The organism is Thioclava sp. NS-SX20 (genome assembly GCF_057380695.1).
The window spans coordinates 405,646-430,000 of the sequence record NZ_JBXXRY010000003.1; the positions used below are offsets into that span (position 1 = coordinate 405,646).

The following is a 24,355-nucleotide window of genomic DNA, read 5'->3' on the forward strand; positions in this document are numbered from 1 at the left end:
TCAGTACCGCGCATCGAAGGGCTTGGGATCTTTGAGCCAGTCATTGACCTTACCGGCAAAATCGGGCCGCGGCATGTGGGTGAAATACTCCGCCACATCGACCGCGTCCTGATCGCTCAGCCCCCCTTGCCCCAGCGGGAAACCGTCATGCATCGCAATCGGCATATTATGTTTGACGAAAGCTGCCGCTTTGAAGGTCCGTGCCATGCCCGCCCCGATATTGAAGGATTCCGCCCCCCAGAGCGGCGGATAGACCACCCGCCCCTCGGCATCCTTCACGCCCTCGCCCTGCGCGCCGTGGCAGGCGGCACATTGCGCGGTATAGATCTGCGCGCCGCGTTCGGGATCAGGGGTCAGCGAGGTGTCGATCTTGCCGATCCCGCGCCCCTCGACCTTGTCCTCAGGGCGGGTTTTGCCGCGCATCCAGTCGTAATAGGCAAGGAAGGCCGCCATTTCGGCACTGTCTCTGGCCAGAGGCTTGCCATTCATCGACCGCTGGAAACAGCCATTGATACGCTCCTGCATATCGATCACCTTGCCGGGCCGCGTCATATAGGTGGGAAAGAAGGCGGTGACACCGACATAGGGCGAGCCATCGGCCACGGTCCCCGCATTGAGGTGGCACGATGTGCAGTTCAGCTTGTCACCCACATGGTCGGGAAGCAGATCGCGGGTTTCGGCATTGAGCCGCATCCCATAGACCAGTTCTTCGGCATTGGGCGCATCCAGCAGCCCCCGCAGGCGCGGCGTGACAAAGCTTGACGCATCCACCGACGGATCCAGCGCCTTGCGGGCTTGCGCCACCTGCGCCGTTGTGACCGGCGGAGCGCCCGCCCCCCAGTTCTCGCGCAGGAAGCTGAGGATCTCGGCAATCTCGTCATCCCCCAGCCGTGCGAAGGACGGCATATGGAAGGCGCGCGGATGGGTCTGGGTCTGTGCGCTGGCCCCGCCGGTCAGGGTGATGTGCAAAAGCGTGGCAGGATCGCGCGCGGCAATGGTGTGATTGCCGGCAAAAGGCGGGAACACGCCGGGCACGCCGGCCCCGTTCGGTCTGTGGCAATCCGAGCAGAACTGCATATAGCCCAACCCCCCCGCCGTGGTATAGGTCGTCAGCGGCACGGGCGCGCCAGTGGGCACCTCATCGGCCTGCCGCACAGCAGCGCCAGAGGGAAGGCTGTCCATATAGACGGCCATCGCTGTCAGATCGGCGTCGCTGATATGCTGGGTCGAATGCGAGATCACATCGACCATGCTGCCCGACACCGTGCCGAAACGGTTCTGCCCCGTTTTCAGTAACTCGACCATATCGGGCACGCTCCACAGGTTGCGCAGCGAGACCGCGTTCCAGTGTTCCACCTCGGCACCGGCCAGAAACCTGTCCCCCTTGGGCCCCGTGCCATCCATAGTGACTTCCTGAAAACCTATGCCACGCGGCGTGTGGCAGGCTCCGCAATGCCCCAGCCCCTGCACGAGATAGGCCCCGCGGTTCCATTGCGCACTCTGCGCCGGATCGGCGGCAAAGGGGGTCTTTTGCAGGAAAGCCGTATTCCATAACCCCAAGCCCCAGCGCTGGTTGAACGGAAAGCCGAGCGCGGTGCGCGGCGGAGTGTCCTTCACCGGTTCCAGCCCTTGCCGGAGATAGGCCCACAGCGCCCCCATATCCGCCGCGCTCATTTTCGCATAGGACGGATAAGGCATGGCCGGATAGAGATTATGCCCGTCCTTTGCCACCCCCTTGCGCATCGCACGATCGAATTCGGCAAAACTCCATGCCCCGATACCGGCCTCCGGATCGGGGGTGATATTGGTCGAATAGATCGTCCCCATCGGGCTTTCCAAGGCCAGCCCGCCCGCCATTTCGGCCCCGCCTCTGGCCGTGTGACAGGCCACACAATCGCCCAACTCGGCAATGTAGCGCCCCTGCGCGACCAGCGCCGTAGGCGCCTCGCCCGCAAAGCCCGGCGAAAGTTCCGGATCCAGCGCGGGGGGCTGGAGCGCCCAAAGCACCCCTCCCCCGATCACAAGCGCCACTGCACCGGCCCCATATGCGAGCCGTTTCCTGACTGATACCGCTGCCTGCCGTGCCATATGTGTGTCCTCGCGGATATGCTGCTGGGTCCCCAGAGCCTACCGCCCGTCAACCGCTCCGGCAATTTGGGGGCAACCCGCAGGCGGTTAGGGTTTACCCTAAGCCGTACGGGGCCGCAGCACCCAAGCCAGAGCGCCCCGCCATTCAAGACCCCTCTTCAAGAATTGGACAGAAACACAGGTCGCGCTGGACCTTTCCAATATAGGAACCATATTGGTTCCAGTAATGGCGGCCAACCGGCACGCGCAATCACAGCACAGGTATCCTCATGGTCTTTCTTTCCAGACGGTCTTTTCTTCTTTCCGGCGTGGCAACGGGTGTTTGCATGACCAGCGGGACACCGCTTCTGGCACAGGATGCCAACGGATTTCAGGCGGCGGCTTCTGCCATGTCGCAAAACACCGCCCCGATGACCCCCGGCCTACAGGGCATCACCGCGATATGCGAGGTGACGGGGGGCGGCGAGAAAGTCTATGCCATCGCCGTCGAATATGACACCGAGATCGACCCCGAAAGCCTGTCGACCAGCAGCTATAGCGCCGCTGTGGTGCCCACAGCCGATGGCTATTACCCCGGCATGCCCGCAGGCCCCAGCAATAACGACACCGAGAAAACGCCTGTCGCCCGCGAGATTGTCGCGATCTATACCAACGACACCGCGATGCGGCGGCTGGACCAGAACTCGGTCAAGGGCCGCTATGTGATTGCCGAATTCGCCCATGCGGACGATCTCAGCCAGCCCACCACCGATAGCGAGAAGGTCCGCCTGACCCAGACGGCAGAGATCCGCACTCTCGCAGGGGCCAGCTATCCGGCGGCGGACAAACAGTGGAGCAATGTCTCCGGTCACGGAACCTCCGTGGCCATTCGTGGCGTGGATGCATGGGAGCAGAACCATTGGTGGTGGGATGACAGCCGCTCGGCGTGGCTGGAATATAGTATCTACCTGCCCAAATCCTTCCTTGCCGAGGGCGGGGAAGAAAAATCCTATCCCCTGATCCTTGCGATCACCCATTCCGGCACAAGCTATGATGGCACCTGCAAGGAGACGCTGACCGAAACCTGCATCGCCAGCATCTGGGGGATGCCGGAACAGCAGGCCAAGGAGGAATGCGTCGTCATCACCCCCCGCTACGAACGGACCACGATGAACGATTACTGGGAGCATACCGCCGATGTGGAAAACACCTATCGGCTGGTGCAGTCGCTTTTGTCCAACACCTGGAATTACGGCAATCCCAACCTGTCCGACCGGCGCGACAAGGTGCTGAAAATCGACCCCGCCCGCGTCTATTGCACGGGCTGGTCAATGGGGGCGATGACCTCGCTCTGGCTGATGGCGCACCATCCCGAAACCTTCGCGGCGGGTCTGATCATTGCCGGTCAACAACGCCCGCAGGATGTCGTGGGGCTAGCCGATCAGAACCTGCTGATCATCACCGGCACGGAAGACCAGAAATCCACCCCCTGGACCGAAGCCTGCCTGCCGGTCTGGCGTGATGCGGGGGCCAAGATCACCCGCCCCGATACCACGCTCGATCCCGATCTGATCTTCCCTGTCACCGATCAGAAGGCGCTGGACGATCAGGTGAACGGCTATCTGGATGAGGGCGGCAATATCACCTTCCTGACCTTCGAGGGTGTCGATCACATGGCCTCGGCCCGCAAGTTCTTCTATATCTCCGCCGCGCGGGACTGGCTGCTGTCGAAGACCAAAGCCTGAAGAAGACCAAAGCCTGAGCGGGCCAAGGCACGGCCCGAGGCGGCATCATTGCCCGGGCCAGACCCTGCAACCCTTCTGGCGGGAGCGCGGCGCCTCTGGTTGCCCGCCCTGCCAAGTCCTATGGAGCCAGACCTATAGGGCCAGACGGAGGCCGGTCGGGCGCGTCTTCTGCACATGCCAGAAAATGCCGGACCACGAAAAAACCGGAGCGTCAGGGACGCTCCGGTTTTCGTGCTTTGCCGGTTTATGGGAGGACCGGACTTGGGGAAAGGCTCAGGGGGAAAGGCTCAGGCCTGACTGGGCTCGGCGGCCTCGCTGGAATGGATCGTGCTTTGCGGCAACGGCGGCAACTCTCCATTAAGCGCGCGGTGTAGCTGCTCTTTATCCAGTTTGCCTTCCCAGCGGCTGACCACGATGGTTGCCACGGCATTGCCGATAAAGTTGGTCAGCGAACGGCATTCGGACATGAAACGGTCGACCCCCAGAATCAGCGCCATCCCTGCCACAGGCACAGTCGGCACCACCGAAAGCGTTGCCGCCAGTGTGATGAAGCCCGCCCCCGTCACACCTGCCGCACCTTTCGAGGACAGCATCGCCACGAGCAAGAGCAGGATCTGGTCGCCCAAGGAAATATCGATATTCATCGACTGGGCAATGAACAGCGCGGCCAAGGTCATGTAGATATTGGTGCCATCCAGATTGAAGGAATAGCCGGTCGGGATCACCAGACCCACAACAGGACGGGCACAGCCTGCGCGCTCCATCTTTTCCATCAGGGCCGGCAGGGCCGATTCCGATGAGGACGTGCCCAGCACCAGCAGCAGCTCGGCCTTGAGATAGGCGACCAGCTTGAAGATCGAGAAACCGCAGAGCCAGCCCACCACTCCCAGCACGCCGAAGATGAAGATCGCGGCGGTCAGGTAGAACGTGCCGACCAGCATCGCGAGATTGGCGATGGAGCCGATGCCATATTTGCCGATGGTAAAGGCGAAGGCCCCGAACGCGCCCAAGGGGGCCGCTTTCATCAGGATTGCTACCAGACGGAACACGACAAGCGACAGTTTCTCGCAGAATTTCACAACCGGCTGGGCGGGTTCGCCGACCAGAATGCAGCTTACCCCGAACAGGATCGCAACCAGAAGAACCTGCAGGATATTGCCATCCACAAAGGCCGAAACCAGCGTTGTGGGGATAATGCCCATAAGGAAGCCCTGCAGCGAGGTCTCATGTGCCTTTTCGGCATAGCTGCTGACCTTGCTGGTATCGAGGGTGGCAGGGTCGATATTCATCCCCGCCCCCGGATGCACCACATTGGCCACGATCAGGCCAACGATCAGCGCCAGCGTCGAGAAGAACAGGAAATAGCCAAGCGCCTTGGCGGCAACCGACCCCACATGCTTGAGCGACCCCATGCCGGAGAGACCGGTCACGATGGTCAGGAAGATCACCGGAGCGATGATCATTTTCACCAGTTTGATAAAGGCGTCCCCGATCGGCTTCATCGCCTCGCCGACGCTGGGATAGAAATGGCCAAGAACGGCACCACACGCGATGGCGACCAGAACCTGGAAATAGAGATGACGATAGAACGGAATATGCCGATGGGCGGTCGTGCCGCTGCTCTCGAACTGCATCTGCTCCTCCACATGCTTTGAGATTGCAGCGAGCATATGAAAACCCATCGGGGAGTCCCATTTTCACGGAAATTTTGTTAACTCTTTATAAATCATGAAAATTCACATTTTTTGGCGCGCAAAACTGTTTCGCTTTCCACACAGTTGAAAATCACATAATGTGGAAAGTGAAACATTCATGACGGATATACGCGCCACATGACACAGACAGACTCGGCTTCATGGTGGCGCTGGGGGCCTGCCCTGCTTGGGGCGGGCTGCACGCTCTGTCTGCTGGCCCTATATCTGGTGGCCGACCACCAGCTTTCCAAGAGGCTTGCCGCAGACGCCGCCACAGATGCCCATATGCGGGTTCTGGCGATTGCCTCGGAACTGGCACGCCAAAAATCTGTCGGCGCGGTGCTGGCAACCGATCAGGGCATTATCGGCACACAGCAGGATGCCACCCCCGCGCAATGGCAACGCCTTTCGGAACGTCTCGAGGAGCTGAATGCCGATATCAACGCCTCCGTCATCTATGTCACCAATGTCCAAGGGGTGGCGGTGGCGGCCTCGAACTGGCGCGACGAGGCGTCTTTTGTGGGCACCTCCTACGGGTATCGCAGCTATATCCGCGACGCCTTGCAGACCGGAGAGGGCCGCGAATATGCGCTTGGCTCGGTCAGTCACCAGCCGGGTCTGTATCTGTCGCGCCGGATCGGCGGGGCACAGGCCCCTTTGGGCGTGGTGGTGGTCAAGCTGACCTTCGATGTGCTCGAAAATGGCTGGCGCGGGTCCGATCATCTGGCGTGGATCACGGACCGCGACGGGCGGGTGACGCTGACCTCCGACCCTGCCCTGCGCTTCGGCCCCTCGCCCGTAAGGGGGCCGGTCACTGTCTCCGAGGCAGTGCCCGGCTCGGGGTGGCAGCTGCATCTGCATGTCGCGCCTTGGCCCGCGCATCTGCTGGCAGGCGCGATCACCGCGGGGGGCGCCCTTGTGATGGCCGCGCTGTGGCTTGCACACCGGACGTTCCGCCGCAGGCAACGGATCGCCGCGCAATATCGCGACCGGCTCGAACGCGATGTCGAGACCCGCACGCTGGCGCTGACCCGCCAGATCCGCGAGCGCGAAGAGGCCGAAGCGCAGCTGGCGGGCATGCAGGCGGCGCTGGTACAGGCCAACAAGCTGGCCTCGCTGGGGCAGATCTCGGCCGGGGTGGCACATGAGATCAACCAGCCGCTTTCGACAATCCGGCTGCTGGCGGAATACGGGCAGGATGCGGTTCCCGCAGGCCAGCAGCATGACCCGCTGCGCGACAATCTGCGCCAGATCGTGGAGATGTCGCACCGGATCGGCACCATCACTTCCGACCTGCGGGGCTTTGCGCGCAAATCGCGCGGCAATCGCGAGCCGGTTTCGCTGCGCGCGGCATGGCAGGCCTCGCTCAGGCTGGCGGCCAGCCGCCGCGCCACCGAAGCCGTCGGGATCAGCGCGCCCGAAATCCCGGAAGACCTGCTTATCGATGCGGAATCCGTGCGTCTGGAACAGGTTCTGGTCAACCTTATCCAAAATGCCCAAGAGGCACTTTCGGGGCGGTCGGATGGGCGGATCTGGCTGGAGATCGTCCGCCACGAGACACAGATCTCGCTCTATATCTGCGATAACGGGCCGGGGTTGGCACCTATGGTGGCACGCGCGCCCTTCACGCCGTTCCAGACCACCAAGGCCACAGGACTGGGGCTGGGTCTGGTCATCTGTCAATCCATCCTGCGCGATTTCGGTGGCGATCTCAGCTATGATCCGGTAGCAGACCGGACGGGGGCGCGCTGGCGCATGGATCTTACCCTCTGGGAGGCCCGATGACCCACGGCCTGATACGCCTGATCGAGGATGACGCCCCCCTGCTGGCCGCCCAGCGGCAAGGGCTGCAAATGGCGGGGTTCGAGGTCGAGGGGTTTGCCGACCCCTTCGAGGGGCTGGAGGGCCTGACCGAGGACTGGCCCGGTGTCATCCTGTCAGATGTGCGCATGCCCGGCATGGACGGGATCACACTGGCTCGCAGGCTGCGCGAGATCGACCCCGATCTGCCCGTCATCCTGATCACCGGACATGGCGATGTGGAAATGGCGGTCGGGGCCTTGCGCGACGGGGTCTATGACTTCCTGACCAAGCCGGTCAGCCGCGCGACACTGGAAGCGACGCTGCATCGTGCGCTTGCCGCAAGACGGCTGGTACTGGAAAACCGCGAATTACGCGCCGCCCGCGATGAAAGCGGCCAAGCCCCCGATCTGATTGGCGAAAGTGCCGCCATGCGGCATCTGCGCGATGCCGCCCGACATGTGGCGGCCTCCGGCGTCAACGCCCTGTTTCTGGGGGAGGCCGGTGTGGGCAAAGAGCGACTTGCCCGCCATATCCATGCCCTCAGCACAAGACGGACCCGCCCCTTCGTCTCGGTCAATTGCGCCGCGATCTCGCCCGAACGTTTCGATGCCGAATTTCTGGGGCGCGTGGGTGGCTCCGGCCCCCATATGCGCAGCTTCGGGCGGATCGAAAGCGCCTCGCGCGGGTTGCTCTATCTCAACGGGATCGAGGCGCTCGGCCCCGAGATGCAGGCCCGCATTCTGGAGGTCATCGAAACCGGCCAGCTCTGGCCGGTCGGTGCCACCTCGGCGCGTGCGGTCGATCTTTGGGTCATCGCGGGCACCCGTATCGATCTTGGAGCCGAGGTTGCGGCAGGCCGGTTCCGCGACGACCTCTATTACCGGCTGAGTGGCCTCAGCCTGACGCTCCCTCCTTTGCGGGCGCGCCGCGAGGATATCGGGCCGCTGTTTCGCCATTTCGCCACCAGTGCCGCGGCACGTCGCGGGAAAACGGTGCCCCCCCTGACCGAAGTCGATCAGGCGCATCTGGACGTGCATGACTGGCCCGGCAACCTGCGCGAACTGGAACAGTTTGCCGAAACCTTTTGCCTCGGGCTGGAAAATGGCCCCGCCCCCGAAACCGGCGGCGACATGTCCCTTTCCGAGATGGTCACGCGATACGAGGCCGCTCTTTTGCGCAATGCGCTGCGCGCCGAACGCGGAAATGCCACCGCCGCGATGGCCCGTTTGCAACTTCCCCGTAAGACTTTTTACGATAAACTGGCCAAACACGGCATCCGTAGCAGCGATTTCCGATAGCCCCCGCCCGCCTTTGCGCAAGGCCCCGAAGAACCGGCCTATAGAAATCCTGTGACGGAATGTCGCGATTTATGGCCGGAATCTCTTGCGATTTCGCTGTGATGGGCTAAGACAGGGCAGAGTATTTCGGAGGACGTTCATGCGCGCACGTATCTACCAACCCGCGAAAACCGCGATGCAATCCGGCGTAGCGAAAACCAAGCAATGGGTTTTGGACTTCACGCATGAAGGCGCGCGCGACCTCGATCCGCTGATGGGCTGGACCAGCTCCTCGGACACCCAGTCGCAGGTGCGCCTGCGCTTCGAGACCCGTGCCGAAGCCGAAGCCTATGCCAAGGACAAAGGTCTGGAATACACCGTCATCGAGCCCCACAAACGCGCCGCCAACATCCGCAATCGCGGCTATGGCGAAAACTTCTCTTCCGACCGCCGCGGCAACTGGACACATTGAGGGTGTAAATCGGGGCAAAGTTGTCTCGAAATAGGGGCAAGGATCCCGCGAAGCCAAGCTCCGATCAAGATATAGGGCGCCCATTGGGCGCCTTTTCTATATCTTGGTTCTGAAGATCCTCGTCGACGAAGAGCTTCAGAACTTGCCGACAATGTCGCTATTTGCTCCTGAAGCGGGCCATACCGGGAAGTGAACAGAACATGAGCTCTGCATCCTCGACACGCCCCCAGAAGAATTCCCCTCCCAAGCTCTCCAGCTTTCCACTGGACTTGTTCTTGAACTGCTGCTCGACTTCTTCGGCGCTTTTGATGTCGGGGAATGCTTGCGAGGTCATCTGAATTTCCCACTTCCCCGGAGAAGCCGGAGGAATGCCAGCATTCAACTCTCCGCAACGACGACTGGGAGCATTGGAAATTCCGATTTTGAGAACCCCAGACTTATCCCCTATCGCCTTTTTCCTGCCGATAAATGCGTGTCCGTCTCCTTTGTAAACAGCGAGATAAAGGAAGGTCTCACCGTCTTCATAGACTGAGGTCCGCGTTCCGGCGCTACCAGGAAAAGCTCGCGACGGCTGAAAAACTTCAGCAAACGGCAAAATCTGCGCATCAGATTCTGCAAGTGGTTCCTCACCGAATACGTTGACTTCGCGGACCTTGATCTTCAACGCTTCGGAAATTTCATCGTCATCAAGCTCAGCACCATGCACGGCCAGTGCCTGGCCTGCCTTCGGATCGTATGACTTGAAAGCAATTCGTCCGATCATCATTTTTTCTTCGGCCCGCCATGCGCGACGAATGGGAATGCCATAGCTCCATCGATCAGCCCAACCATTATCTCGTTTGCGCTGCATACCCACTTCTGATGACTTATCGCTGTCACGGATTGGCGTCTTTTCAATTTCGACAAACCCCAAAACGTATGAGCGCAACGCCTTTTCCGTTTCGGCCGTGCTCGCACCATATATCATAAGCAAATCGCCATCGTTCAACTTGCGTAGATAAGCATCTCTGGCTTGTTCTTGAGACCAGCCGACATAGCCATCATCTTCCGGTGAGAAGCCATAAAAGGAGCGAATCCGGATGCGCTTTCCCGCCGGCAATTCATTAGTCATTCAACGGTTCCTCAAATGAAATCGAACTTGGCGATTCCAACGTTAAAAGTCGGGCAACTCTTACAACCCTTCAACTTGAATGCCGTTTTCTGCCAACCAAGTCTTCCGCCAGCGCCAATCCGGCAAATGTTGCTCTACCTTGATCCAGAAGTTGGCTGAATGGTCCGGGTAATGCGCATGTGCCAGTTCATGCACCACTACGTACTGAGCGATACGAGGCGGCAAGAGAATAGCTTTCCAATGGAATGAAACACGGCCATCTGAGCCGAACGACCCCCACCTGAAGCCCAAGTCTTGAACTTTGACCTCTTGCACGGAGACCCCCATACGATTGGACAGTTCAGCGACCTGCTTTTCGAACCATTGCTGGGCGCGTCTGGAATACCATGCGACGAAGATATCCCGCCCACGATGCATCGAGCTACGCCGCAAGCAGAAACGACCGTTCTTCAGGCTCAGATCGACAAGTTGGTTGTCGACAAGCCGCAGGCGATGGCTCCGTCCAAGATACAAGAAGCCTTCGCCCTCAACGAATTCCTTTTTCGGCGCGCGCTGTTGCAGCCTGGCTTTCTCTTCCACCTTGGTATGGACCCAGAGCAGCTTCTCTTCCAGCCTCGCCTTCCTCCAAGCGATAGCTGTGCCTCTCGTTGCTGGGATCGCTTGGGGTGCGAGGCAAGTGGTTGGGGAGCGGGGGCGCGCTTTCGACAAATCTCCTCACCCGTTCCGGATTCGGTTCAGCCGATCTCGTTGTCCCCTGACAGGTGATGATCACATGGACAAGACCGATCAGGCAGATCAGTATTCCCGAGATCGGGAAGAACGCCTCAACCGGCATCATCGTGATCCTGCCAGTCTTCGACCGAGCGCGAGGATGACATCGACTGCATAAAACGCGTCACCCTCCGGCACGATAGGACTGGCGCGTCCCATCAAATCATGGCGCAGGATGGCACATATTTCGGGTGACAGCTTATCCAGCAGAACGGGCATGCCGGTTTCGTAGCACCGCAGCGCGTATGCGTAATCCCCTTCAAGCGTCGGGCGGATGTCGTGCTGCTTCCACGGCTCATTTAGGCGCTGCAAGGCCGGTGCTTCGCTGACGATGCAAACCGCCGCCAGATCATCTTCGTTCTGGCCATGATCCTCGTCGGGGTATCCGATCGAAACATTCTGAATGCGTGTACCCGCAACCGTTGAGGACAGCCGTCGATGCGAATGTCCGAAGAACCAAGTGTCGATATCGGCCTGTGATATAACATCGGTCAGGTCCGAACAGAAAGCTGGCGTCAGGCGCTCCAATTGGCCTGCGGCAGACGGGTGCGGGCCGTGATGGGTGACAACGAAGGTACGGCCTTGGCCTGCAAAATGTGGGGTCGCCAAACGCTCCTCCAGCCAGGCGCGATGCTCGCCATGCAGCTTGATGGTATCCTCGGGCGTGATCGGGACAAGATGAAGCGGCTGTACCACATCTGGATCGTACTTCTCATAATCAGGGGCTTTGGTGGAAATCATATCAAAGTCGCGCATGAACCGGCGCGCGGATTGCATGGCTGCTTTTCTGACGCCCATGAGGTCGAAGTCGGTCCAGAGAGTGGCACAGAAGTAGCGGTCGCGGCGATGGCGGAGTTCGGTCTTCTGAGCAAACCAGCTCCCGCTGTCGCGGACCATGTCGCGCAGCCGTCCATCATCGTCGAGCCTGCCCCGGTAATAGTCGTGGTTCCCCGGGACGATATAGATGCGATCCGCGGGTACGTATCGGGCCAAATAGGCAAGCGCGTCCTGCAGGGGCGGACCGAGAGTATCTGACAGATCTCCGGCAATGATCAGGGCATCGAGGTCATGTTGGAATAGGCGATCCTCCAGCCCGTGGAATTTGAGAGGATTGCCTCCAAGCCAAAAGTAGGACTTGAGATGAAGGTCGGCCAGTACCGCAACGGGCCCGCCGTTATCCGGGATTTCAAGGACAGAGGGGCCTGGCAACTTCGCCTCCTTGACGACCTACGCGCGGGCAGCGAAAGTGCTGGCGCGGTTATGTCCGACGGGTCAATTAAGCGATTGATCCACGCGGAATTTCTATAGGTCTGTGCCAGTCTTTTCGGCGGTGCAACCCCCTCGCGAAGCGCCCCATTTTTTCGCAAAGACCGCAGTGCGGCCGATCTCCAGAACCCGCTGGCGGCAACCGGCTTGAAAAAATATTTTTCGCAAACTCTCCTGAGGTGGCTTCTCGAAGTTTTTCGCAAATTTTTGGCCGGCAGAACTACGGATCGGCACATTTCAGCGCTTTTGGACGGGAGCACGGGGGCCATTCTTCGAATCAATCGAAGTGGTAGCAGCCTTGACTAGAGCCGCTGTGCCCCTCCCTAACGACGAGGCGTGAGCGAGGTCGCGTTCGGAGGACCGCATCACGCGCCGCTGAAGTGGCTTTGCGCATGATGACAAGGGTTAGCATGCGGCTGCCCGAGGCAGCGATGTGCCCCAGGCTCGTGACGAAATAGGCCTTTAGCCGGCTACTATGTCTCAATGCCGTTGGTTATGCCCGACGGGTCAATTAAGCGATTGATCCACGAGGAATTACTATAGGTCTGTGCCAGTCTTTTCGGCGGCGCAACCCCCTCGCGGAGCGCTCCATTTTTTCGCAAAGACCGCAGTGCAACCGATCTCCAGAACCCGCTGACTGTAACCGGCCTGAAAAGATATTTTTCGCAAACTCTCCTGAGACGATTTCGCAAATTTTTGGCCTTCAGAACTGCGGATCGGCACATTTTAGTGCCTTTCGACGGGATAAAGGGGGGCATTCTTCGAATCAATCGAAGTGGTAGGCAGCCGTATCGCGCAAGGTCATACGCATAATATCTGCACCAGCTACCACCAGGGAGTGCCCCACGCGCCGCTTAGAGACAAATATTATTTTCTGTCTATAATAATCGGTGCGTTCGACCTTGGTTCACTCTCAAGCAATGTGCTGACCTGAACGCAAGGGGAGTGACTATCGCGCTTGGCGGCTCCGCTCGAACGCCAACATCGCCACTTTCCTCTTGGCCGCGATATCGCGAACGGTCGCGGCAACCACTGGCTCGCCGAAATCGATCGGATTGAAGGGTCCCCCGTACCAACGGCTCATGTCTTTATGCGCTGGATGACGTTTATCAGCCATGGCTTTCACGAACCCCAGGAAACCGGGTGGGCCACCGACGTCTTCTGGGGGCGCAGTGCGCTCACCACCCAAGTATAGAGGGTAATCGACGTCCGGCGCCGCGACCCCGATATGTTCGATAGAAATGCGATGCTGTCAGTTGTCACCGAAATCATAGGTGTATTCAAACTCTGTAAAACCGCGCCCGACGAGGGTTTCCAAGCGCATGCTCTTGGCCTGATAAATCTTTTGGCCTCGTGCCGCGTCCTCGGGATCGGGCTCCCCGTAGACGCGCTCTCCAATGGTGAATTGATAGAGATGATCATTTTCCCAAGGCATGATGGCTTGGATGAGTTCGTGGAGGGCGCGTAAGTTTGTGGTCAGGTTGACTTCCACCTGCCGCCATATTGCCTGCTCGATATGTAAAAGCTCCACGCGCAGACGAGCGATTTGGTGTTTTCTCTGAACTCCTTGCGGCGGGAAGGACGGTCGACCGGCTATCAACTGGGCGATATGATATCTTCGCCCCTATCCACATCATCGCGCAAGGTGCCTTTTGAAGATGAAGTTTTGAAACCTTTGAAATTTGTGCCTCTGCGAGATACAAAAAAGCCGAAAGTCAAACAGCTGACATGCCCGGCTTGACTATCTTGCTCGCGATACGGCCGGGGCGCGTAACCCCATCTTCGTCATAGCCGGCGGCTCCAAGACCCTGAGCAACAAATCTTTCGGGGCAAACAGGAATTTCCAATAGTAAATGTGGCATGTCCTCGGTCCTTACTCCACAAGAAGCCCGCCGGTTGCATATGACGAAGCTTCTTGTGTGCTTGCCGGCAGGGGGGCTCTACGGCATGGTCGACCAGGCATTAGGCATGAAACAGCTGTACAAGCGCCGCAGTGTGCCCCGCCAGACCATTACAGCGGGCCACATAACGCAACCGGCCCGTTGCGGCCGTTCCTACAAGGCCCCACGAGTGTCCGCTTTAGGCGCGGCAAGAATTCGCCGAATGTCTACATAACCAACCGCTAAATCAACGTCATGTGTCTTGCGGTAGTCATGGTTGTGCGTAATTTATTGTGCATCCATTTCATCACTGGCTCTTATTATGTCCCTCTTTTTCTCGCAGGATGCCCGTATGGGGCGGCTCACCACGGTTCTCGGCACGGATGAACTGGTGCTGCAGCGGTTCGATGGGACCGACCATATCAACGCGCTCTATGACTATCAGGTGGACTGTCTGGCCTCTTCGGCGGATGTCGATTTTGACGCGCTGATCGGGACGCATGCAAGCGTTGCGCTTGTCACCCGCGAGGGGAGTGACCAGTATTTCGACGGGATCGTGACCGAGGCCCGCTGGCTGGGCACGGGCGACAACGGGCACAAGTACCGCCTACGCCTTCAGCCGTGGTTCTTCCTGGCCAGCCTTCGCCGCAACCAGCGGATCTTCCATAATAAAACCGTAGTCGAGATCCTGACCGAGCTTTTGGGAAGCTACTCGGATGCGGGCAAGCTGACGGTCAATCTGGCGAACGACTATCCCGAGCTGGAATATACCGTGCAATACCGCGAATCCGATATGGCTTTTGCCACGCGGATGATGGAGCGCCACGGTATCAGCTATCACTTCACCCATTCCGAAGGCGCGCATGAGATGGTGCTCAGCGATGCCGTCGAGGCCCATGCGACCATAGGCGCCGTGCCCTTCAAGCCCGATGATGGCCACCATCAGGCTGATTTCGCGCATTTCTGGGACTGGCATCCGGCGCGGAGGATCACCACCGGCGCGATCCGCCTGACGGATTACAACTTCAAGACCCCCAATGCCGCGATGGAGACCGATCAGATCGGCGATGCCGAGTATGCTCAGGGGCAGATCGAGAGCTTCGACTGGCCCGGCGATTATCTGGCGCAATCGCGTGGGCGCGTTGTGGCGCAGCTGCGCACGCAGGGCGAGCGCGGTCAGGACCGCCGCTATGAAGCGGTGGGCGACATCATCACCCTGCGCGGTGGCACGCGGGTCGATCTGGCGGGCGACACCGTTCCGGGGACTGGTGAGGAATATATCTGCCTTTCCGCAAGCCATTCTTATACCTCGGATAATTACGGCTCGGGCGGGACCGAGGGCGATGGCTATGCCTATTCGGGGCGCTATATCCTGATGCCGTCTTCGGCGCCTCTGGTGCCCGAATTGAAGACCCCGCGCGCCGATGTGAAGGGCCCGCAGACGGCGGTCGTTGTCGGCGATGGCGAGATCGATTGCGACGAATATGGCCGCATTCTGGTACAATTCCACTGGGATCTGGACGCCGATTATTCGATGCGCTGCCGTGTCTCGCAAAGCTGGGCCGGCAACGGCTGGGGCGGCATGGTCATCCCGCGGATCGGGATGGAGGTCGTGGTCGAATTCCTCGACGGCGACCCCGACAAGCCGCTGGTCACGGGTTGTGTCTATAACGGCAAAAACGCCGTGCCCTATGATCTGCCCGCCAATAAGACCAAATCGGTTTTCCGCTCGGATAGTCACCAATCGACCGGCTTCAACGAGCTGACTTTTGAAGACGCTAAAGGCAATGAGAAGATCTATCTTCATGCCGAGAAAGACCACGAGATCCATGTCGAGAATAACCGCGCCAAGCGGGTCGACCGGAACCAGTCGGAATCTGTCGGCAACAACAAATCGATCGAGGTCGGTAATAACCATCATGAGGTCATCGGTGGCAATATGACCCTGATGGTCGGGCCCAATAAACTGCAGTCCGCCGTGACTTCGGCCTTCACCAAATTCACCGGCGCGATCGGAGATCTGGCCAACAAACTCGGCTTGCCTGACATGCTGAATATGGGCGAAGGCAATCTGATTGTGGCCGTGGCGAAGAACAAGGCCGAGACTGTGATGGTGAGCTCCAACGAGATCGTGGGCGGAGCCAAGACGGTCACAGTCGGCGGTGGCTATCAGATGAGCGTTCAGGGCATCCGGAACGAGTCGGTGCTGCTTGGGGCCTATGAGGAGGTCGGGCAGAATAAGGTTGTAGTGGTTGGCAAACGGTTTGAACTCGTCTGTGGTAAGTCGAAGCTGCAGATGAATGAAGATGGCAGCATTCGCTTGGAAGGAACGGACGTCTCGGTTGATGGGTCGTCCTCGGTCACGGTCAAGGGTGGCCGTATCGATCTGAACTGAGGCAGGCCATGAGCTATTCCAAAGGCCTGTTTGTCCAAAAAGAAGCCGAACGTCGCGCGCTACGCGATCAAATGCGGGATGCATTCTTCGCGGAAATCGGCCTTCCGAGATTAAAGGATACAACGAAGCTCGTCAGCGATCCTGCGACGCAACAGGCGAAAGTTCTTGAACTCTGTGCGTTAGCCCAAACCACCCACAAGGGAGACATGTCGGGGCTGGGCATGCTGACTACAGCATTGAACCAATTTGATTTCTCAGTGCCACTTTCAGTGCTGAAATGCGGCATGGGCACCTCACCAATATCGATGGCAGAGATGTTGCCCGAGGCGCTTAAAGCGCGCCATTTCGACACGAGTTGGTCGGAGTGGTTCGACGATGAGTGAAGAGGTGGCGGGGCAAGACGCCCTTGCAAACATAGAATCAGCCGCGGTTCCGGACGTAACCGACACCAGCTATCAAGCGCAGATCGCAGGTATCGGTGAACATGCGCAATCGGCGTTCAACCAGATGCTGGCGCAGTATCGGTTTCTCGGTCTGCTCGCTGGCATCACCGGTCCGAGTGATACGGACGAGGATGTCAACGCCGCGCGAAATGCCGTGATGGAGGCACTGGCGGAGATTATTGCCGCAGGCCCACTGGCGCAGCGCACTGAGGAAAGCTGGCAGGCGCTGCAAGCTGCGCGCGATGCGATCCGTGAGAAGATCTTTGCCAGCTATAGAAGCGGCGCACGCAATTATGACGAGCTGTCGCAAGCCGAGCAGCTTTTGCACACTATCGTGCCAGGAAATCTAGCCAATGAAAGCGAAACTTGGCTGGAGCAGGTCGGCAGAGGAGCCCTGCGGCAGCGTTACCTCGACCGTCTGACTTCGGTGCCTTCTGCCCTGCGTAGCGATTTCGAAAATCTTCTGGCACAACAGGAACTTGCTGCAGCGCTGGAAGACGCGAGGCGCGCACAGCGCAGGCAGCAGGTCGTCGATTGGTTCGAAGGGCTTTGGCACGAGATCAAAGCCTACTACGACGAGAATATGGCGCTGATCCGCAATGGCCAATGGTTGCTTGCGGTGGGTCGAATATCAGTCGATATCGCACTGGCTGCAGCCGAAGAGGCGCTCGTGGCTGGCATCGTCTCAGCTGTTATCGCACTTACGGCTGGTGCTGCAGCGGGCATGGCATTGATGTTGCGCAGCGCGGTACGGGCGATGTTGACGGTCGTCGCCAAGGGCGCACGCATGGTGCGGAACGTCAAAGCGAATTACGTATTCCGCGTCGAGCTTCGTAAAGTTCAGCCTGGCGTGCTGTATTCGAACCCGATCCGCGAACTGATCCCGTTCGACGTTACCGTAGAGCGCAAAATTTATCAGCGCGATATCGATGTCGAGAAGGATCTGACAGACGACGAACGCCGAGCATTCGGGGAAGGCGGGCAAGGTTCGACAGAACCGGACGCGGATGCGCCGGAACAGGGGCCGAAGGAGGAGGCTGACGCCAAAGCACGGCGCGAAGATGAGCGTCCTGATGGCAGCTACCGTGACCCGAACGATCCGGAGGGCGTGCGACGTACTGCGGATGGAGAGGCGATGATCCAAAACAAGGACGAACAATGGCGCCCCGTGTCTTCCATGGCCGATCCCGCCCGCGAGGGCGACTCCGGTAGGCGTCATAACCCTCAGGTTGGTCGTTGGGGCGAGGTTGAGGCTGACAGATATGCAAGCACTCAGGGATGGGGCAAGATCAATGGTGACGCCACAACCATGGAAAGCCCGTTCACGGGTCCCAACCGGATTGACGCTATCTATCTCGACCCGGGGCCACCTCCCCGCTATATCGTCTCGGACGCCAAGGCGCTAGGATCGACGCAGAGCACTACATCGAAGGGTGTGCTGCAGATGTCTGGAAAGTGGATTCAAGAGCGACTGGCCAAAGCGGGATTGAGTCAAGACCAGCTTGACGACCTTGCAATGGGTTACGACTCTGTGCTCTTGAAGGTCGACAAATACGGAGATGTCTCTGATGTTTGGCTGGATAAAGATGGGATGCCAATCACCGCACCGACGTGGAGAACAGAATGAGAGATAAACTGGCACCGCCGCAATTTTGGTTGGAGAGAGAAGCGTGGCAACAGCGTCGCCTCTCTCGTTTCACCGCTATTTATGAAGACCAACAAGAGACGAAGGCACGCCGTTGTAATGTGGGCACTGCGCTATTAAATTTTTTGTTCGAACAAAGCCTTATCAGTTTCTCTGTTGGCGCCCCGATGCCCGAGGTCGTAGTCTCGGGGCTTCGGGCGGTCGGGCACCATTTCCCCGAAATGGTTTCGCGCTTCGGAACCAAGATGCCGGATGGCATTGCGCGCGAAGGTTATGATGACTATCTGCGCTACATATCGATGTTGGTATTGTGCTGCGCTAACCAAGATGAATTTAAAGCGTTCTTCGATGCTCTTGACCAGTTTGACCTGACTAAGCGTGATTACGGTGGCTACGACCAAATCTGGTCAGCCTTCCGGCGTCAGCTTGGCCTCGGGGATGTGGCGCCCCAAAGCTCCGTGCATTGGCCGAAGGCCTATCACAACCTCTGGCTCGCCATCGATCCCGAAGAGCCTGATTTTGCGCGCCCACATCACTTGAAAAAATTCTTGAATGGTTGGTATGATGAGATGGCGACCGAACTCGCGGCCCAGACCACGCGGGCGGAAGATCTTGGTGAGAACAGCACTTATGTCGGCTACTGGTGCTTGGAAGCGGCCGCCGCCTCGGTTGCCTTCGGGATCGATGACACGCAGTTGCGAGACCACCCTCATTACCCGGCCGAATGGGCAGACTGGGCCCGCAATTGCCACCCCTTGGCATGAAAGTGGGGGAGGCAGAGAGTGTGCCCTGTGCTCGTTAAGGTCGTTCAACCAAGCTACCGCGCCAAAGCTTTAACGACACTTTCTAGACGATGTATCCAACTTAACATATTGAAATAGCGCCGTCTCACGGCCGAAATTTCTTCGTCAATATTGGAGGCAATATGCCCGCAGCGACCCGCCTTGGAGATACCGGTTCCGGCCATGATGGTTTTCCGCCGACGCCCGCCACATCCGCCAGTGGCAATGTTTTTGTGAATGGCCAAGGTACGGTGCGGCAGGGTGACAGCTATGCCGCACATAGCAAACCCAAACACCCGCCCCACGGCCGAAGTCTTGCCCGCGGCTCTGGAACGGTTTTTATCAATGGCAAACCCGCAGGGCGCGTCGGCGACGCTATCTCTTGCGGAGGATCAGCTGCAAGCGGGTCCAGCAATGTTTTCATTGGTGATTGAATAAAGCAGACATTTGTCACCGGCGCAGAGAATGACCGGTTTCCGCCGATGGTGTTGAAAACTCCCTCACCGAGCAATCACAGATCTTCGACGAGAATTTCGTTTTGGCAAAGGTCATATCTTCCTCCCTTGCGCGGGATCTTAGCCCCAAATTAGAACAAACGTTCTGGAGTTCCGTGCCATGTTGAAGCCGCCCGAGTTTTTCAACTCAATCCGCCCTTAGCGTCCTTCAGCGGCGGGCGTGAGCAATGACTATACCCCTTGAAGCAAACCATTCTCTCCCGAGAGCGATGACGCTTCTTGTGTAGTCGTATCTGGTGTTGATTCCACTAGCCCAAGAATCCCCTCGGGAGGCGTCACTCAGGTCTGATCTCGCGCTGATGGCGAGCAAGAAGCGTGACCAGTCTTCTGCCGGAAATCACCTTCTGGCGCTTGAGGTGGATGAGATGCGCGAGGCCTTTGGGGTCCGTGCGCGCCGCAAGCTTACACGCAAAGGCGTACGGGTCTGTAGGCTCGGATGCTGTGGTGGAGGCGCTGGACACCATCCGTCAAGCCTCGCCCGCTAGCGCCGTCCAGGCGGGCCCACTGGCGCATTACGGTGCTCTTTTCGACTGGCTGGATCGCCGCAGCAACGCGTGAAGGCACGGCAAGACACCATCCGGGAAGAGATGAACCATACCGCGCAGGATGACACACCGCTGCGCCGCGATTTCGCGCGCCAACCGAAGTTCCTTCTCTCCGGCCTGATCAAATGCGGCTGTTGCGGTGGCAACTACATCCTGATCAACCGCACCCGCTACGGGTGCTCCGTCTCCCGGAACAAGGGACTGGCAGTCTGCGACAACCGCGCGACCATCGGGCGAGAGGACCTCGAAGCCCGCGTGCTCGGCGGGCTGAAGGATCGCCTGATGCACCCGGAGCTGATTGCTCTGTTCGTCGAAGAATACCGCCGCGCCTGGAACGACGCGCTGGCTGGGCAGGTCGTGCAACGCGCCAAGGCCGAGCGTGAGCTTGCCCAGCTGGAGCGGAAGATTTCAGGTATATTGGCGGCGGTCGAAGACGGGATGTATGATCCATCGATGAAGGCACGAATAGAGACGCTGAAGGCCGAGAAGACACGGTTGACACTTGCCGCGGCGCCCGAGCCCCCTGCCCTGCGCCTGCATCCGGGACTCGCTGAGACCTATCGGGCGAAAGTGGCGGATCTGGCATCGTCGCTGTCAGACCCGGCGCTCCAGCTTCAGGCGAGCGAGGCGCTTCGCGGGTTGATTTCGCAGGTACGGCTGATGCCGGATGCCGCTGCCATGGACGGGCACGCGATCGCGCTTGTGGGGGATCTGGCTTCAAATCTTACGTTGCAGGAGGCGGAAACGGCGCAAACCCCGCGGAATACGAGGCGGTGTGTTGGCGGTGATGTTGGTATGCAAGTAACATTGGTTGCGGGAGTAGGATTTGAACCTACGACCTTCAGGTTATGAGCCTGACGAGCTACCGGGCTGCTCCATCCCGCGTTATTGTTTGTCTCGTTTGGGGGGTGTTATCGTTATATAGAGATGATTGACGCTCTTTGCTAGGTTTGGCGGTGACCTACTCTCCCACGTCTTAAGACGCAGTACCATTGGCGTGTTGGCCCTTAACGGCCGGGTTCGGAATGGGACCGGGTGTATAGCCAGCGCTATGACCACCAAACCGAGTAAAGAGCGTGCAAGTCAAGTTGTATGCATGATTTTGATCTGTAGGAGTGTCTGTCTACTACTGGATCAAATCAAGCCAATCGGGCAATTAGTACTGGTCAACTGAATGCATTGCTGCACTTACATCTCCAGCCTATCGACGTGGTGGTCTTCCACGGCCCTCAAGGGATACCTAGTTTTGAAGGGGGCTTCCCGCTTAGATGCTTTCAGCGGTTATCCTGTCCGGACATAGCTACCCAGCACTACCGTTGGCACGATAACTGGTCCACCAGTGGTCCGTTCACCCCGGTCCTCTCGTACTAGGGGCAACTCTTCTCAAGTATCCTACACCCACGGCAGATAGGGACCGAACTGTCTCACGACGTTCTAAACCCAGCTCACGTACCTCTTTAAACGGCGAACAGCCGTACCCTTGGGACCTGCTCCAGCCCCAGGATGAGATGAGCCGACATCGAGGTGCCAAACGGTGCCGTCGATATGGACTCTTGGGCACCATCAGCCTGTTATCCCCAGAGTACCTTTTATCCGTTGAGCGATGGCCCTCCCACTTGGGACCACCGGATCACTATGGCCGACTTTCGTCTCTGCTCGACTTGTCAGTCTCGCAGTCAGGCAGGCTTTTGCCATTGCACTCAACGACCGATTTCCGACCGGTCTGAGCCCACCTTCGCGCGCCTCCGTTACTCTTTGGGAGGCGACCGCCCCAGTCAAACTACCCGCCACACAGGGTCCCGGATCCGGATAACGGACCGCGGTTAGACATCAAGAGTGCGAAGGGTGGTATCTCAAGGATGCCTCCACCGGAACTGGCGTTCTGGTTTCAAAGGCTACCACCTATCCTGCACATCACAATCCTGATGCCAGTGTGAAGCTGTAGTAAAGGTTCATGGGGTCTTTCCGTCTAACCGCGGGTAGTGTGCATCTTGACACACAGTTCAATTTCGCTGAGTCCACGTTTGAGACAGCGGGGAGATCGTTACGCCATTCGTGCAGGTCGGAACTTACCCGACAAGGAATTTCGCTACCTTAGGACCGTTATAGTTACGGCCGCCGTTTACCGGGGCTTCAATTCAGAGCTTGCACCCCTCCTTTTAACCTTCCGGCACCGGGCAGGCGTCAGACTGTATACGTCGCCTTACGGCTTCGCACAGCCCTGTGTTTTAAGTAAACAGTCGCCACCCCCTAGTTTGTGCCCCCCACCACTAGTTGCCTAGCGATGGGGCCTCCTTCTCGCGAACTTACGGAGGCATTTTGCCGAGTTCCTTAAACGTGGTTCTCTCAAGCGCCTTGGTATTCTCTACCAGTCCACCTGTGTCGGTTTCGGGTACGGTCTTATAGAGAGGCTATTTCCAGGGACCTGTAGGCTGCCCACACAATCCGATAAGTGTGAACAACGGTTCAGATCCGTCACCATCTCACGGCCCAGGAATATTAACCTGGTTCCCATCGACTACGCCTTTCGGCCTCGCCTTAGGGGCCGGCTTACCCTGCTCAGATTAGCTTTAAGCAGGAACCCTTGGACTTTCGGCGACAGGGTCTCTCACCCTGTTTGTCGCTACTCATGTCAACATTCTCACTTCTGATCACTCCACCGGATGCCTTACAGCCCGGCTTCACAGTCAGAACATTGCCTCCAATGTATCCGAGGATACTAAGGAGGCAGCGTTCTATATCACAGAACGCTCCGCTACCACGCACTTCACAGTGCATCCAAAGCTTCGGCTCGTGGCTTGAGCCCCGTTACATCTTCGCCGCAGGACCTCTTGACTAGACCAGTGAGCTGTTACGCTATCTTTAAAGGATGGCTGCTTCTAAGCCAACCTCCTGGTTGTTTTGGAAGTCCCACATGCTTTCCCACTTAGCCACGAATTGGGGGCCTTAGCTGTTGGTCAGGGTTGTTTCCCTCTCCACGACGGACGTTAGCACCCGCCGTGTGTCTGCCGATCAGTTCTTCCCGGTATTCGGAGTTTGCTTAGACTCAGTAAGGCTGTGGGCCCCCATCATCCATGCAGTGCTCTACCCCCGGGAGAATACAATCGACGCGCTACCTAAATAGCTTTCGCGGAGAACCAGCTATCTCCGAGTTTGATTGGCCTTTCACCCCTAGCCACACGTCATCCGGACCCTTTTCAACGGGTGTCGGTTCGGACCTCCAGTTGGTGTTACCCAACCTTCATCCTGCACATGGCTAGATCACTCGGTTTCGGGTCTGATCCCACGAACTCGTCGCCCTTTTAAGACTCGCTTTCGCTGCGCCTACACCTATCGGCTTAAGCTTGCTCGTAAGACCAAGTCGTTGACCCATTATACAAAAGGTACGCCGTCAGAGCTCGAGGCTCCTCCGACTGCTTGTAGGCGTCCGGTTTCAGAAACTGTTTCACTCCCCTCGTCGGGGTGCTTTTCACCTTTCCCTCACGGTACTGGTTCGCTATCGGTCAGTAAGGAGTACTTAGCCTTCGAAGGTGGTCCTCCGATCTTCAGACAGGATTTCACGTGTCCCGCCCTACTTAATACGTCCTGTTGAGCTTCGTATACGGGGCTATCACCCATATTGCTGGACATTCCAGACCATTCTACTCACTCTCAAGGCTCGGCTGGTCCGCGTTCGCTCGCCACTACTAGCGGAGTATCATATTGATTTCCTTTCCTCCGGGTACTTAGATGTTTCAGTTCCCCGGGTTCGCTCTTAAAACCCTATGTATTCAGGTAATAAGTCCCTGGTTATGCCCGTTGTAAATTACCAAGGTAATTACAACAAACATTCAGGTGGGTTTCCCCATTCGGAGATCCATGGATCAAAGCTTATTCTCAGCTCCCCATGGCTTATCGCAGAGTATCACGTCCTTCATCGCCTCTTACTGCCAAGGCATCCACCA

General features: G+C 58.4%; 15 protein-coding genes, 1 tRNA gene, 2 rRNA genes and 1 pseudogene (1 of these 19 cut by a window edge). 10 read left to right on the plus strand and 9 right to left on the minus strand.

Going from position 1 to position 24,355, the window contains the following annotated elements; translation table 11 throughout:
- A complete protein-coding gene (locus AC2ISB_RS17485) occupies nucleotides 1–2,088 on the minus strand; it encodes a c-type cytochrome (protein WP_341485869.1) in 2,088 nt (695 codons plus the stop codon).
- 269 nt (nucleotides 2,089–2,357) lie between these two features.
- Here AC2ISB_RS17485 and AC2ISB_RS17490 point away from each other — a divergent pair, with 269 nt between their 5' ends.
- Entirely contained in the window at nucleotides 2,358–3,812 is a 1,455-nt protein-coding gene (locus AC2ISB_RS17490; protein ID WP_486577149.1) for an alpha/beta hydrolase-fold protein, read from the plus strand.
- Between the two features lie 287 nt (nucleotides 3,813–4,099).
- On the opposite strand, the gene AC2ISB_RS17495 is transcribed toward AC2ISB_RS17490, so the two are convergent.
- Complete coding sequence (locus AC2ISB_RS17495; RefSeq protein ID WP_330647273.1) at nucleotides 4,100–5,446, minus strand: dicarboxylate/amino acid:cation symporter; 1,347 nt, start codon at nucleotides 5,444–5,446, stop codon at nucleotides 4,100–4,102.
- A gap of 198 nt (nucleotides 5,447–5,644) precedes the next feature.
- Between AC2ISB_RS17495 and AC2ISB_RS17500 the strand changes: the two genes are divergently transcribed.
- The 3 genes from AC2ISB_RS17500 (at nucleotide 5,645) to AC2ISB_RS17510 (ending at nucleotide 9,058) form a co-directional block, all read left to right on the plus strand.
- Nucleotides 5,645–7,291: a sensor histidine kinase gene (locus AC2ISB_RS17500; RefSeq protein WP_486577150.1), complete on the plus strand. Its 1,647-nt coding sequence runs from the start codon at nucleotides 5,645–5,647 to the stop codon at nucleotides 7,289–7,291.
- Nucleotides 7,288–8,607: a sigma-54-dependent transcriptional regulator gene (locus tag AC2ISB_RS17505; protein WP_486577151.1), complete on the plus strand. Its 1,320-nt coding sequence runs from the start codon at nucleotides 7,288–7,290 to the stop codon at nucleotides 8,605–8,607. Before AC2ISB_RS17500 ends, AC2ISB_RS17505 begins: the two co-directional genes overlap by 4 nt.
- Before the next feature lie 139 nt (nucleotides 8,608–8,746).
- Nucleotides 8,747–9,058 carry an ETC complex I subunit gene (locus AC2ISB_RS17510; protein ID WP_486577152.1) on the plus strand — a complete coding sequence of 104 codons (312 nt, stop codon included), beginning with the start codon at nucleotides 8,747–8,749 and terminating at the stop codon, nucleotides 9,056–9,058.
- A 157-nt stretch (nucleotides 9,059–9,215) separates the two neighbouring features.
- Here the strand turns inward: AC2ISB_RS17510 and AC2ISB_RS17515 are convergent, their stop codons facing one another.
- The 4 genes and pseudogenes from AC2ISB_RS17515 to AC2ISB_RS17530 all read right to left on the minus strand — a co-directional run bounded on the left by AC2ISB_RS17515 (nucleotide 9,216) and on the right by AC2ISB_RS17530 (nucleotide 13,806).
- On the minus strand, nucleotides 9,216–10,169 hold the full coding sequence (locus tag AC2ISB_RS17515; protein WP_486577153.1) for a GIY-YIG nuclease family protein: 954 nt from the start codon (nucleotides 10,167–10,169) through the stop codon (nucleotides 9,216–9,218).
- Between the two features lie 60 nt (nucleotides 10,170–10,229).
- The gene (locus tag AC2ISB_RS17520; RefSeq protein WP_486577155.1) at nucleotides 10,230–10,877 is read right to left on the minus strand and encodes a M48 family metallopeptidase; all 648 of its coding nucleotides are present in this window, start codon (nucleotides 10,875–10,877) and stop codon (nucleotides 10,230–10,232) included.
- A 126-nt stretch (nucleotides 10,878–11,003) separates the two neighbouring features.
- Nucleotides 11,004–12,149 (minus strand): metallophosphoesterase, encoded by a 1,146-nt coding sequence (locus tag AC2ISB_RS17525; protein WP_486577156.1) that lies wholly within the window; start codon nucleotides 12,147–12,149, stop codon nucleotides 11,004–11,006.
- 1,006 nt (nucleotides 12,150–13,155) lie between these two features.
- A pseudogene (locus AC2ISB_RS17530) lies at nucleotides 13,156–13,806 on the minus strand (plasmid pRiA4b ORF-3 family protein).
- 602 nt (nucleotides 13,807–14,408) lie between these two features.
- On the opposite strand from AC2ISB_RS17530, the gene AC2ISB_RS17535 reads away from it, so the two are divergent.
- The 6 genes from AC2ISB_RS17535 (at nucleotide 14,409) to AC2ISB_RS17560 (ending at nucleotide 21,263) form a co-directional block, all read left to right on the plus strand.
- On the plus strand, nucleotides 14,409–16,481 hold the full coding sequence (locus AC2ISB_RS17535) for a type VI secretion system Vgr family protein (RefSeq protein WP_486577157.1): 2,073 nt from the start codon (nucleotides 14,409–14,411) through the stop codon (nucleotides 16,479–16,481).
- Nucleotides 16,482–16,489: 8 nt separating this feature from the next.
- Nucleotides 16,490–16,864: a hypothetical protein gene (locus tag AC2ISB_RS17540; RefSeq protein WP_486577158.1), complete on the plus strand. Its 375-nt coding sequence runs from the start codon at nucleotides 16,490–16,492 to the stop codon at nucleotides 16,862–16,864.
- Nucleotides 16,857–18,551 (plus strand): hypothetical protein, encoded by a 1,695-nt coding sequence (locus tag AC2ISB_RS17545; RefSeq protein WP_486577160.1) that lies wholly within the window; start codon nucleotides 16,857–16,859, stop codon nucleotides 18,549–18,551. The genes AC2ISB_RS17540 and AC2ISB_RS17545 overlap by 8 nt, the downstream gene beginning before the upstream one ends.
- The gene (locus tag AC2ISB_RS17550; protein WP_486577161.1) at nucleotides 18,548–19,333 is read left to right on the plus strand and encodes a PoNe immunity protein domain-containing protein; all 786 of its coding nucleotides are present in this window, start codon (nucleotides 18,548–18,550) and stop codon (nucleotides 19,331–19,333) included. The genes AC2ISB_RS17545 and AC2ISB_RS17550 overlap by 4 nt, the downstream gene beginning before the upstream one ends.
- Before the next feature lie 161 nt (nucleotides 19,334–19,494).
- The gene (locus tag AC2ISB_RS17555; protein WP_486577162.1) at nucleotides 19,495–19,785 is read left to right on the plus strand and encodes a PAAR domain-containing protein; all 291 of its coding nucleotides are present in this window, start codon (nucleotides 19,495–19,497) and stop codon (nucleotides 19,783–19,785) included.
- A gap of 668 nt (nucleotides 19,786–20,453) precedes the next feature.
- Entirely contained in the window at nucleotides 20,454–21,263 is an 810-nt protein-coding gene (locus tag AC2ISB_RS17560; RefSeq protein WP_486577288.1) for a recombinase zinc ribbon domain-containing protein, read from the plus strand.
- On the opposite strand, the gene AC2ISB_RS17565 is transcribed toward AC2ISB_RS17560, so the two are convergent.
- The 3 genes from AC2ISB_RS17565 to AC2ISB_RS17575 form a co-directional block, all read right to left on the minus strand.
- Nucleotides 21,220–21,296 (minus strand) — tRNA-Met (locus tag AC2ISB_RS17565). The two genes, AC2ISB_RS17560 and AC2ISB_RS17565, sit on opposite strands and share 44 nt — an antisense overlap.
- Before the next feature lie 63 nt (nucleotides 21,297–21,359).
- Nucleotides 21,360–21,474: ribosomal RNA gene (gene rrf, locus AC2ISB_RS17570) — 5S ribosomal RNA — on the minus strand.
- A gap of 72 nt (nucleotides 21,475–21,546) precedes the next feature.
- Nucleotides 21,547–24,355 (minus strand): 23S ribosomal RNA (locus tag AC2ISB_RS17575) (it continues 22 nt past the right edge of the window).